Source organism: Paenibacillus sp. MABNR03 (genome assembly GCF_050455445.1).
Classification (GTDB): Bacteria; Bacillota; Bacilli; order Paenibacillales; family Paenibacillaceae; genus Paenibacillus; species Paenibacillus xylanilyticus.
Window position 1 is genome coordinate 18613 of record NZ_JBCIYR010000002.1, and the last position, 12803, is coordinate 31415.

A 12803-nucleotide genomic window follows, 5' to 3' on the forward strand; every position below is an offset into this window, starting at 1 on the left:
TCCAGAGGGCCTGCCAAGGTCCTTTGGGGTCCTCCCGGGTGGGAGGATTTAGGAGGGGCGAAAATCATTGAGGAGTGATTCCACTTGTCAGAAGCATATAAAAAGGCCGGCGTCGATATCGCGGCAGGTAATGAAGCGGTTGAACGGATGAAAAAACACGTGAAGCGTACCTTCCGTCCGGAAGTGATGACAGATCTGGGTGGATTCGGAGCCCTGTTCGGTTTGAACAAAGATAAATATGATGAGCCGGTACTCGTCTCCGGTACTGACGGCGTAGGAACCAAGCTGAAAATCGCGTTTGCCATGGACCGTCACGATACCATTGGAATCGACGCCGTGGCCATGTGTGTGAACGACATTGTGGTGCAGGGCGCTGAGCCGCTCTTTTTCCTCGACTACCTGGCATGTGACAAAGTCATCCCCGAGAAGATCGAAGCTATCGTTGCCGGAATTGCTGAAGGATGTCACCAGTCCGGTTGTGCGCTGATCGGCGGCGAGACGGCTGAGATGCCGGGCATGTACAGCGAAGGGGAATACGATATTGCCGGATTTACGGTGGGGATCGTGGACAAAGCCAAAATCATCAACGGTACGACCATCTCTCCAGGCGACACAGTGATTGGACTGGCTTCCAGCGGTGTTCACAGCAACGGATTCTCGCTGGTACGCAGACTTTTGTTGGAGGAAGCCGGGTTGAACCTGCATGATGAAGTAGCCGAACTGAGCGGCAAGCTGGGTGATGCACTTCTGGAGCCAACAAAGATCTATGTGAAACCACTCCTCTCCTTGCTGGAAAAGGTCAACGTAAAAGGCATGGCACACATCACGGGTGGAGGCTTCATCGAGAACATTCCGCGGATGCTGCCTGGCAGCGTCAATGTAGATATTGATTACGGTTCATGGCCGATCCTGCCGATCTTCAACCTGCTGCAGGAGAAAGGATCGGTCTCGAACCGCGATATGTTCACCACGTTTAACATGGGGATTGGGCTTGTACTGGTCGTGAACGAAGCAGACGCAAGTGAAGCTCTGGCGCAGTTAAAAGCTTCTGGCGAAGAAGCGTACATCATTGGACGTGTGACTGAAGGAGATGCACGAGTAACCTTCACGGGAGCGGATGTTTAATGGCGAACTACCGGATTGCCGTATTTGCCTCTGGTGAAGGGTCAAACTTTCAGGCATTGGTGGATGCAGCACGGAACGGAGGACTGGATGCATCCGTAGATCTGCTGGTATGCGACAAGCCGGCTGCACGCGTTGTGCAGCGGGCCCAGGATGCAGGCGTGGATTGTCATCTGTTCACCCCGAAAAATTATGATTCCCGGGAGGCCTACGAGGCCGAGATCGTAGAAGTGCTTGAATCCAAAAACATTGATCTGGTTGTCCTTGCCGGATACATGAGATTGCTGACTTCTGTCGTAGTGGATCGGTATGCAGGACGGTTGATTAATATTCATCCGTCCTTGCTGCCAGCATTCGCAGGCAAGGATGCGATCGGTCAGGCGTTGGACTATGGCGTTAAAGTTACCGGGGTAACGGTGCACTTTGTGGATGGCGGGATGGACACTGGGCCAATTATTGCTCAGCATCCGGTACCTATTCTGCCTGAGGATACGGCTGAATCGATCAGCCGCTCCATTCATGCTGCAGAACAGCAGTTGTATCCAGAAGTTGTTTCCTGGTTCGCTCAGGGATTGGTCAAGTTGGAAGGCCGTCAGGTTACGGTTCGGAAACCGGATTGATATAAGGTGGACTACGTTTACACATTAACGGAGAGGACAGAAAAAACCTGAAAAAGCGAAGCGTTCGCCTAAAAGCTTTCTGAAAGAAAGCTGCATCGTAAGCATACGCTTTATCACCGGATTTTCCCTTTAAGAAAAGGGAATCAAAAAATCTGAGGATAGCAACGAGAGGATAGCAACGATTGGAAGGTTGTTCTGTCATCGGAGTGTCCCGTGTAAACATCTTGGTTCAACTTATATAACAGAAGTCGAAAATTGGTACGCATTTTGTGATATTTCTCGGGAAATAAATCGGCTGTGTTTCGTCATGAAACGCGGGGCCATGGGACATTAAAGGAGGAGCATATTGTGAGTATCAAAAGAGCGTTGGTCAGCGTATGGGATAAAACAGGCATCGTGGACTTTTGCCGCGAGCTGTCGCAAATGGGAGTGGAGATTATTTCGACAGGAGGTACAAGCAGCCTGCTGTCGAAGGAGGGCGTGCCCGTCATCGGTATTTCGGATGTGACTGGCTTTCCGGAAATTATGGACGGGCGTGTCAAAACCCTGCATCCGGCAGTTCATGGCGGTTTGCTGGCGGTTCGTGACAGTGAAGAGCATAAACGCCAGATGGAAGAGAATGGACTGGGTTATATTGATCTGGTTGTTGTGAACCTGTATCCATTCCAGGATACAATCGCAAAGCCGGACGTAACGTACGAAGATGCGATCGAGAACATCGATATCGGCGGTCCAACTATGCTTCGCTCCGCTGCCAAAAACCATGCCTTTGTTAGTGTCGTTGTAGATACTGCAGATTATGGCAAAGTGTTGGAAGAAATCCGCAGCAGTGGGGATACCACACTGGAAACACGCAAACGGCTTGCGGCAAAAGTTTTCCGTCATACGGCGGCTTACGATGCAGTTATTTCTGATTATCTCTCCAACCTGAACGGCGATCCGCTGCCAGAGCGTCTGACTGTGACTTACGAGAAACTCCAGGATTTGCGCTATGGCGAAAATCCACACCAACAGGCGGCATTTTACCGTAAACCGCTTGCAGCCCAAGATACGTTGACAACAGCCGAGCAGTTGCACGGCAAAGAGTTGTCTTACAATAACATCAACGATGCCAACGCAGCATTGCAGATTGTAAAAGAATTTGAAGAGCCTGCTGTTGTTGCCGTTAAGCACATGAATCCTTGCGGTGTGGGAATTGGCGAAAGCATCTACGAAGCTTACAGCAAAGCGTACGCTGCTGATCCAACGTCCATCTTTGGTGGCATCGTGGCAGCCAACCGCATTATCGACAGCGATACAGCGGCCAAGCTGAGTGAGATCTTCCTGGAAATCGTGCTGGCTCCTGATTTTACACAAGAAGCACTGGATATTCTGACCAAGAAGAAAAACATCCGTTTGCTCAAAACCGGCGAGTTGAGCGCAGCTCGCAATCGGGAGAGCCAATTCGTAGTGACATCTATTGATGGCGGTATGATCGTACAACAGAGCGATGTGCACTCCATTGAAGCGAGTGAACTGAAGGTGGTTACGGACCGTGCGCCTTCCGAAGAAGAATTGAAACAGCTGCTGTTTGGATGGAAAGTCGTTAAACACGTGAAGTCTAATGCGATCGTGCTTGCGGCGAATGACATGACGGTAGGCGTAGGTGCCGGACAAATGAACCGCGTTGGTGCAGCCAAAATTGCCATTGAACAAGCTGGCGAGCAAGCCAAAGGTGCCATTCTGGCATCCGATGCATTCTTCCCGATGGGCGATACGCTGGAACTGGCAGCGAAGGCAGGAATTACAGCTGTTATCCAACCAGGCGGTTCCATTAAGGACGAAGAGTCCATCAAAGTGGCTAACGAGTACGGAATTGCGATGGTCTTCACAGGCGTCCGTCATTTCAAACACTAAGCGTCAAAACAAAAGCATCACACGTCGATGAACAAGCGAATAGGCTTGTTCATCCTCTTTTTCAGCTAATGAACAAGAATGCTGAAATGAATCCTGAAATTCATGAGGGGGAACGGAACGAATGGATATTCTGGTAGTGGGTGGCGGCGGCCGGGAACATGCGATCATCTGGGCGCTGGCGAAAAGTCCGAAAGCAGGCAAGATTCACTGTGCGCCGGGAAATGCAGGCATTGCACAGCTCGCCGAGTGTCACCCGGTTGCAGTGAATGAATTCGATAAATTGAAGGCTCTCGCCGTGGAACTTAAGGTGGATCTCGTGGTGATCGGGCCGGATGATCCGCTGGCGGACGGGATTGTGGATGCGTTTGATTCCACAGGCATCCCCGTCTTCGGACCACGTCGTAATGCAGCAGAGATTGAAGGCAGTAAAACGTTCATGAAGGACCTGCTGCACAAGTACAATATCCCAACTGCAGCCTATGAGAAATTCGACAATTACGAACAGGCACAGGTTTATCTGGATGCTCAGGCGATTCCGGTGGTCATCAAGGCTGACGGTTTGGCAGCTGGCAAGGGCGTAACCGTAGCCTATTCCCGTGAGGAAGCGAATCAGGCGCTGCGCAGTATTATGGTGGAGAAAGTGTTCGGGGAAGCTGGAGCCAAAGTCATCATTGAGGAATTCCTCGCAGGTCAGGAAATGTCCATTTTGGCTTTTGTCGACGGGGAGACGGTACGTCCGATGGCCGCTGCGCAGGATCACAAGCCTGTCTTCGACAATGACCAGGGGCCTAACACGGGTGGCATGGGTACATATTCACCACTGCCGCATATCCCGAATTCGATTATCGAAGAGGCTGTCGAAACAATCATCAAACCAACCGCCAAAGCGATGGTGTCCGAGGGACGGCCATTCCGCGGTGTATTGTTTGCCGGACTCATGATCTCACCGGATGGCAAACCCAAAACGATTGAATTTAACGCGCGTTTTGGTGATCCTGAGACACAGGTTGTCCTCCCTCGTTTGAAAAGTGACCTGCTCGACATCTTCTGGGCCACTGTTCATGGTAAACTGGCAGACATTGAAATTGAGTGGAGCGAAGAGGCCGCTGTATGTGTGGTGCTCGCGTCCGGAGGATATCCAGGACCGTATGCAAAAGGTGTAGCCATTGAAGGGCTGGATCAAGTTGGCGACGCTGTCGTTTTTCATGCAGGAACGGCACGCAGCGAATCCGGAGACTGGGTCACGAATGGTGGACGTATTCTTGGGGTTGTGGGTCTTGGAGCCGACATTGCGGAAGCGAGAAATAAAGCGTATGAACAGGCAGAACGAATCCGCTTTGAAGGTAAACATCAGCGGTCGGATATTGCTGTCAAAGCTTTGGTGTAAGCATAGTTGAAGATAAACTTAGAGTCCGTTGGACGAATGCCTTCAGATCAGAAGCATAGCATTCATTCAACGGGCTTTTTTGGTTTGTTAACCTCATTAAAATAATGTTTCAGCTGGTTAACTCCCCGGGTAGTAGTGTTATAAAATGGGTCTATTCTATACATATAATTGTTAGAGATGTAAGTAACTTCATTCAGCATTCTGCCTGATTCGAAGGCACTTATTGGATTTATGCAAAAATGCTCGTTTACATGAATAAAGCTATTTGTGAACAAAATATTCATTAATATACGTTGAACATAACCAAACCATGACGTGCAACTGGATGGTTTAAGTCAGAACATGTTATACTTTTCTGAAACAGGAATGAGTAAGAGGGGAGGTGGATATCTATTGGGAAGGCGATATTGTAAACTGTCCAAATGGAGAATTAAGGTGGAGTAAATCGGAGAAACAGCCTGACAGCTTGAGGGTTAGCCCCTATTAAAGTGAAGTGGTTTCTTATTGTGATTAACTTCATCCTAAATTCCTGTTTTGCAACTTACAAGGTCTGTATGCAGCATAGACAATCTATATCATGTATTGATTTTCATAGATGCATACGCCCAATTCAACAACAATCAGCCGTGCAGCCGTTAACGTTGTTAACGAGCGACGCTGTAACTATTTCTGGAGGTGAATCCCTGAGAATCGGGGAAATCATTGGACATAATTACCATCTTGAATTTAGCATTACTTGTTCTCTTGATTGTATTGACCGCTTTTTTTGTGGCATCCGAATTTGCGGTAGTTAAGATTCGTACATCAAGAGTGGATCAACTGGTTGCCGAAGGTAATAAAAAGGCTGTACTCGCCAAAAAAGTCGTTTCCGATCTCGATTACTATCTATCTGCGTGTCAGCTCGGTATTACGGTCACGGCTCTTGGACTTGGAGCATTAGGTAAGCCGACCGTCGAGAGGCTGTTATATCCGGTGTTTGATTACCTGAATATTTCGCCGTCGATTTCGTCTGTTGCCTCCTATGCCATCGCCTTTATCCTCGTGACGTTCCTTCACGTGGTTGTCGGTGAAATGGCACCCAAAACCATGGCGATTCAATTTTCGGAAAAATTGACATTGATGCTCTCCCCATCACTTTACTGGTTCGGGAAAGTGATGTATCCCTTCATTTGGGCGCTGAATGGTGCATCCCGTGTCCTTCTGCGGATGTTCGGCGTGAAACCTGCAGGACATGATCAAGCATACTCTGAGGATGAGATCAAAATCATCATGAACCAGAGTTATGAAGGCGACGAGACCAATCAAACCAAGCTGTCTTACTTGGCAAACGTATTTGTGTTTGATGAACGGGTTGCGAAGGATATTATGGTTCCGCGGACGGAGCTTGTGACACTTGATCAGAAGATGACCTACGACGATATCATTCCGTTACTCGATGAGCATAACTATTCCCGTTACCCTGTCATTGAGGAAGGGGATAAGGACCGAATTATCGGTATGGTCAATGTCAAAAAGATACTGCCGGACATGGTTGCCCAGAAGCAATACCAACTCGCCGATTTTGTTCGTGAGATTCCTTTCGTTTCCGAAGTTACACGGATTCAGGAAGCCATGATCAAAATGCAGCAGGAACGTGTGCACATGGCTGTGGTGGTTGACGAATACGGCGGTACCTCGGGTATTCTCACGATGGAGGATATTTTGGAGGAACTTGTCGGTGAAATCCGTGACGAGTTCGATGCGGATGAAGTGGCCGACATCCAGGAGACCGGGGAGAATCAATACCTTATTAACGGCCGTGTACTATTGGATGAAGTGGAACGGCAGTTTGGACTGATTTTTGAAGGTAACGAAGAGATGGATACCGTTGCCGGCTGGATTCAGTTCCAGAAGGGTGTTGGTGTGGAAAATGGTGATACGGTTGTACACGGTGATTATGTCTGGACCGTAGTGGACACCGACAATTATCACATCAAGCAGGTTCTGCTTGAACGAGTGAGTGGAGCCGGGGTTGAAGAAGCAACGAGCGATCTGGCGAACTAAATCGGTTTCTATATATTAGTATGGCTGCGTAGTAGTGTAGGGGACAGAAAAAACCTGGGGATAACAGCGATCGGAAGGCTGTTCTGTCATCAGAGTGGACCCATGTAAGTTCCATCAGAAATTTATAACCATTAAAATGTTCAACTTGGAGGTGAATCCCTCAACCGAGGGAAATCATTGGACGGAATAATAGCATTGAATTTATTTTTAGTAGCCGTATTTATAGGGCTCACAGCCTTCTTCGTCGGCGCTGAATTCGCCATTCTGAAAGTGCGGATGTCACGAATTGATCAGCTGATCTTGGAAGGCAACAAAAAAGCGGTCATGGCGAAGAAAGTAGCGCACAATCTGGACTATTATCTGTCGGCATGTCAACTGGGTATCACCATTACGGCTCTCGTTCTGGGGGCGCTGGGTGAACCTACGGTTGAAAAAATGCTGCATCCGCTGTTTGAGCGTCTTGAAGTGCCAGCAGCAGTGTCCACAGTGCTTTCCTACGGGATTGCCCTGGCGATCATCACATTTCTGCATGTAGTTATTGGTGAGCTCGCACCCAAAACGCTGGCGATTCAATTTGCAGAAAGAATGACACTTATGCTCGCACCGCCGCTGTACTGGTTTGGTAAAATCATGAATCCGTTCATCTATGCACTCAATGGAGCTGCACGGCTGCTGCTCGGTATTTTTGGCATCAAGCCTGCTGGACACGATACCGTTCACTCCGAGGAGGAGCTGAAGCTGATTGTAGCCCAGAGTTATGAGAGCGGGGAGATCAATCAGACCGAGCTGGACTATCTGAAAAACATTTTTGCGTTTGATGAGCGTCTGCTTCAGGAAATCATGATTCGTAAAGAAAAAATAGTTACGCTGAATAAGGAAATGCCGCTTGATCAGGTGATTGAAGTACTGAACCGGCATGAATATACAAGATACCCCGTCATCGCCAATGGGGATGCGACTCACTTTATCGGCTTTATTAATACGAAAGAAATGCTGACCAGCGTTGCTGCAGGAAGAACGTTCAGCATGGATGCCTACATTCATGACATGCCTGCTTTTTCGGAAAAGTCGCCGATTAAAGATGTATTGATCCAAATGCAGCAGAGTCGTGTGCATATGGCGATTGTGAGTAATGAAGAAGGTGCAACCATAGGTCTGGTTACGATGGAGGACATTTTGGAAGAAATCGTAGGGGATATTCGGGACGAATATGACCGCAAGGATCTGGTGAATCCACCTAAGAGATTAAAATTGACTTAAATAGGACTCAAGAGAGCAGGTTTCCGATTCATTCGGGAACCTGTTTTTTCGTTTTCATTTTCTCTTAACCAAGGGTTAACAGCAGCAACAGCCGAACAATCTTAATTTTAAAACAAAAGCTTGCAATTCGATCACCAATGGATTAATATAAATTTAAAGAATCTTAAATTAAAGATAAATAAACAAAACAAACAACAATGAATAACGAACAGCTAAAACCAACCATGATAAAAATAAAACCAAGGGAGTGGAGATTATGTTCAGAACTTCAGGTATCCACCACGTTACGGCTTTTGTAGATGACGCACAGAAAAATGTTGATTTTTACGCAGGGGTATTGGCCCTTAGACTGGTGAAAAAAACAATTAACTTCGATGCACCAGATGTGTATCATCTGTATTACGGAAATGAGGATGGGGCGCCAGGTACGATCATCACCTTCTTCCCGCACCAAAATGCGATGAGAGGTGTCATTGGTTCCGGACAGACCGGAGTAACCGTATATGCGATTCCGGCAGGAAGTCTGCCATTCTGGAAAGAACGTCTCGCTTCCTTCGATATTCCGTTTGAAAATAAAACAAGATTCGGTGAGCAATATATCCGCTTCTTCGACAAAGGCGGCCTGCTGCTTGAACTGGTCGAACGCGAAGAAGGCCAGCCAAGTCAATGGACATTCAACGGTGTGACGCCTGAGCATGCCATCAAAGGTTTTGGCGGCGCAGTATTGTTCAGCCATGTTCCTGAGAAAACCACGGACGTACTGGTTTCAATGCTCGGCCTGGAACAGGTAGGGGAAGAGAATGGATTGATTCGCCTCCGGGCAACTGGTGACATTGGTCAAATCATCGACATTCAATCGACAGGATTCCAGCGGGGCATTGGTGGAGCGGGTACGGTGCACCACATTGCCTGGCGTGCAAAAGACTATACAGAGCATGAACAAATGCAGCGGGATCTGGAGAAAGCAGGCTACCATCCAACCCCTGTAATTGACCGTCAATACTTCAATGCCGTGTATTTCCGGGAACCGGGAGGCATATTGTTCGAACTGGCTACTGATCCTCCGGGATTTGCACGGGATGAACCACAGGAGAGCATGGGTGAGAAACTGATGCTGCCTGATTGGTATGAACCAAAGCGTGAGCAGATTGAACAGCTGCTGCCACCGATCAAAGTACGTGAATGGAAAGGAGAGTCCAAATCATGACCACAACCAATACGATGAAACATATCTATAAAGCAGGTGTACAGCCGGATTCCCCAACGCTGCTGCTGCTTCACGGCACAGGTGGAACAGAGAACGATCTGGTAGGACTCGGCGAGATGATTGCACCAGGAGCAGGTATCTTGGGCGTACGCGGTAACGTGTCGGAGAACGGGATGCCCCGTTTCTTCCGCCGCCTGGCCGAAGGGGTGTTTGACGAAGAAGATCTGATCGCACGGACGGCGGAGCTGGGTGAGTTCGTGGATGCAGCTGCTGCAGAGTATGGATTCGATCGTTCCAATGTCTTTGCACTGGGTTACTCCAACGGTGCTAACATTGCAGCAAGTTTGATGTTCCATCAGGCTGACGTATTCAAAGGAGCTATTCTACATCATCCAATGGTGCCGCTGCGCGGTCTGGAACTGCCTGATCTGAAAGGTCTGCCTGTCTTCATCGGAGCAGGAGAGAATGATCCGATTGTGCCGAGACGGGAAACGGAAGAACTTGCTTCACTCCTCAGTGGTGCAGGTGCAGATGTGCAGACTCACTGGGAGCGTCAGGGCCACCAATTGACCCGTACCGAAGCATTAGCTGCGGCAGCATGGTTTAAATCCCAAGCGTAAAGCGTAAGCTTCATTTGGGATTTGGGCAATGAATCCGGATCCAGGTACATCGGCAAGACGACAGGACAGCTTGATCTGGAAAGGATCAGGCTGTCCTTCTTTGCTTATAAACGAATGAATGGCTGGTGTTATGCAAAAGTTACTAACCGGGTAAACATTTGAATGTGTACTACATAAGCTTGTATGCTTACTTCATATAGTTATATAGCACCATCATGAACTGGAGGGGTTATTATGGAACGAAACATCAGGGAACTGGTACAGCAGATGACACTGGAAGAAAAAGCGGGCATGTGCTCAGGATTGGACTTTTGGCATCTAAAAGGGGTGGAGCGTCTGGGTATCCCATCCATTATGGTGACGGACGGGCCGCATGGTTTGCGGAAACAGGACGGAAGCGCGGATCATTTGGGGTTGACGTCGAGTGTGCCAGCGACCTGCTTCCCATCCGCAGCGGGGTTGGCCAGCTCTTGGGACATTGAACTGGCACGTCAGGTTGGCGTGGCGCTGGGTGAGGAATGTCAGGCCGAAGAAGTGGGTGTATTGCTGGGACCAGGCGTTAATATTAAGCGTTCGCCACTGGGCGGGCGGAATTTTGAATACTTTTCCGAGGATCCGTTCTTGTCTACACGCATGGCTACCGGCCATATCCAAGGTGTACAAAGTCAGGGTGTGGGTACATCACTGAAACACTTTGCGGCAAACAATCAGGAGGAGCGGCGCATGTCGATTGATGCGGTGGTGGATGAGCGTACGCTCCGTGAGATTTATCTTGCCAGCTTCGAAGGTGCGGTGAAAGACGGCCAGCCATGGACGGTCATGTGCTCCTACAATAAGGTGAACGGCACGTATGCGGGAGAAAATGAATGGCTGCTTACCGATATTCTTAAGGATGAGTGGGGACATGAAGGTCTCGTTGTTTCAGACTGGGGTGCTGTGAATGAACGTGCGGATGCGCTTGCCGCAGGACTTGAGCTTGAGATGCCCGCAAGCGGTGGAATCGGAGAGCGGAAGTTGATTGATGCAGTTGAGAGTGGAAAGCTGCCGCTGGACAAGCTGGACCGGGCCGTGGAACGGCTGCTTACACTCATCTTCAAGGCAGTGGATCAGCAGCGGAAGGGGGCGACCTACAACAAGGAGGAGCACCATCAGCTTGCCCGTAAGGTTGCATCGGAGAGTATGGTTTTGCTGAAAAATGAAGATCAGCTGCTTCCGTTGAAACGTGAAGGAAAGCTGGCACTGATTGGGGCCTTTGCCCGCAAACCGCGCTTTCAGGGCGGAGGAAGCTCCCACATCAATCCGACCAAAGTCGATGATATTGTCGAAGAGATGACCCGGATCGCTGGAGAAAAAGCAGACATCTCCTATGCCCCAGGCTACCGCATTGAGGCGGATGATGTGGATGACCAGCTCATGACTGATGCTGTTCAGGCTGCTCAGGCTGCGGATACAGCAGTCGTTTTCGTCGGTTTGCCGGACCGCTATGAATCTGAAGGATATGATCGCTCCCATCTGCGTCTGCCGGATAACCATATCCGTCTGATCGAAGAGGTAGCCAAGGTCCAGCCGCGTATTATTGTGGTGCTCAGCAACGGTTCGCCAGTGGAGATGCCTTGGCTTTCTCAAGTGAAAGCCGTGCTCGAAGCCTATCTGGGCGGGCAGGCTGTTGGAGGAGCGATTGCAGACCTGTTATACGGTGAGGCAAATCCGTCTGGCAAATTGGCCGAGACGTTCCCTGCCCAGCTGAGCCATAATCCATCTTTCCTTAACTTCCCGGGTGAAGGGGACCGGGTGGAATACAAGGAGGGTATTTTTGTAGGCTACCGATACTATGACAAGAAACAGATCGAGCCGCTATTTCCGTTTGGACATGGACTGAGCTATACGACATTCGAATATACCGACCTATCCGTAAACCGGAATGAACTAACGGACCAGGATGAAGTTGAAGTGCGCGTGAACATCACCAATACCGGAGCCAGAGCGGGCAAAGAAATTGTTCAGCTGTATATTCGTGATCTGGAAAGTACAGTGATTCGTCCGGTAAAGGAATTGAAGGCATTTGCCAAAGTGAAACTGGAGCCGGGAGCTTCCGAGGTGGTTCGTTTTACGCTTAACAAACGCTCGTTTGCTTACTACAATGTGGATTTGAAAGACTGGCATGTGGAGACCGGGGAGTTTGATATTCAAGTGGGCAGCTCTTCAAGGGACATTCATCTCCAAACACGTGTGAAAGTGGAGTCCACGGCAACATTTATTCCCACATATACACGGAATAGTACGCTTGGCGATATTCAGCGCGATCCGGTGAACAAGAAGCTATTGGAGCAAGTGATGCAGCAATTCCAGAAAGCCAGTGGCATGGGAGGCGATGACTCGGGTGACCACGCCGACATGATGGCTGCTATGATGAAATATATGCCGCTGCGTGCACTGGTCGCTTTCAGTGGGGGAGCGATGAGCGAAGAAGCGATGAATCAATTGCTGGATCAGTTGAACCATAAAGATCATGGAATCCGAGCCTGATACATGAATGAGATTGCAGTTAATGAAATGCAATACGAAAGGAATATTGAACGTTGATTCGCCAGTCTAATATGGACCCGATCCTTGAACGGATCGGGTTTTTGGTTTGCATTTACAGGAGG

The 12803-nt window shown here is 49.1% G+C and carries 9 protein-coding genes; all 9 read left to right on the plus strand.

Annotated features, from left to right (window positions below):
- Positions 1 to 84: 84 nt before the first annotated feature.
- Positions 85 to 1125, plus strand: coding sequence for a phosphoribosylformylglycinamidine cyclo-ligase (gene purM / locus AAIH57_RS08890; RefSeq protein WP_430021367.1), 1041 nt, complete (start codon positions 85 to 87; stop codon positions 1123 to 1125).
- A complete protein-coding gene (gene purN, locus AAIH57_RS08895; protein ID WP_430021368.1) occupies positions 1125 to 1742 on the plus strand; it encodes a phosphoribosylglycinamide formyltransferase in 618 nt (205 codons plus the stop codon). The genes purM and purN overlap by 1 nt, the downstream gene beginning before the upstream one ends.
- 348 nt (positions 1743 to 2090) lie before the next feature.
- Positions 2091 to 3638, plus strand: a complete 1548-nt coding sequence (gene purH / locus AAIH57_RS08900) for a bifunctional phosphoribosylaminoimidazolecarboxamide formyltransferase/IMP cyclohydrolase (protein ID WP_430021369.1) — start codon at positions 2091 to 2093, stop codon at positions 3636 to 3638.
- Positions 3639 to 3759: 121 nt separating this feature from the next.
- Positions 3760 to 5025 carry a phosphoribosylamine--glycine ligase gene (gene purD / locus AAIH57_RS08905; RefSeq protein WP_430021370.1) on the plus strand — a complete coding sequence of 422 codons (1266 nt, stop codon included), beginning with the start codon at positions 3760 to 3762 and terminating at the stop codon, positions 5023 to 5025.
- 702 nt (positions 5026 to 5727) lie between these two features.
- Complete coding sequence (locus AAIH57_RS08910; protein WP_430021371.1) at positions 5728 to 7068, plus strand: hemolysin family protein; 1341 nt, start codon at positions 5728 to 5730, stop codon at positions 7066 to 7068.
- Between the two features lie 177 nt (positions 7069 to 7245).
- Positions 7246 to 8328 (plus strand): hemolysin family protein, encoded by a 1083-nt coding sequence (locus AAIH57_RS08915; protein ID WP_175394049.1) that lies wholly within the window; start codon positions 7246 to 7248, stop codon positions 8326 to 8328.
- Positions 8329 to 8584: 256 nt separating this feature from the next.
- Positions 8585 to 9535 (plus strand): ring-cleaving dioxygenase, encoded by a 951-nt coding sequence (locus AAIH57_RS08920; RefSeq protein WP_430021372.1) that lies wholly within the window; start codon positions 8585 to 8587, stop codon positions 9533 to 9535.
- Between the two features lie 14 nt (positions 9536 to 9549).
- A complete protein-coding gene (locus AAIH57_RS08925; RefSeq protein WP_175394077.1) occupies positions 9550 to 10155 on the plus strand; it encodes an alpha/beta hydrolase in 606 nt (201 codons plus the stop codon).
- Between the two features lie 234 nt (positions 10156 to 10389).
- Complete coding sequence (locus AAIH57_RS08930) at positions 10390 to 12681, plus strand: beta-glucosidase (RefSeq protein WP_430021373.1); 2292 nt, start codon at positions 10390 to 10392, stop codon at positions 12679 to 12681.
- Positions 12682 to 12803 lie beyond the last annotated feature (122 nt).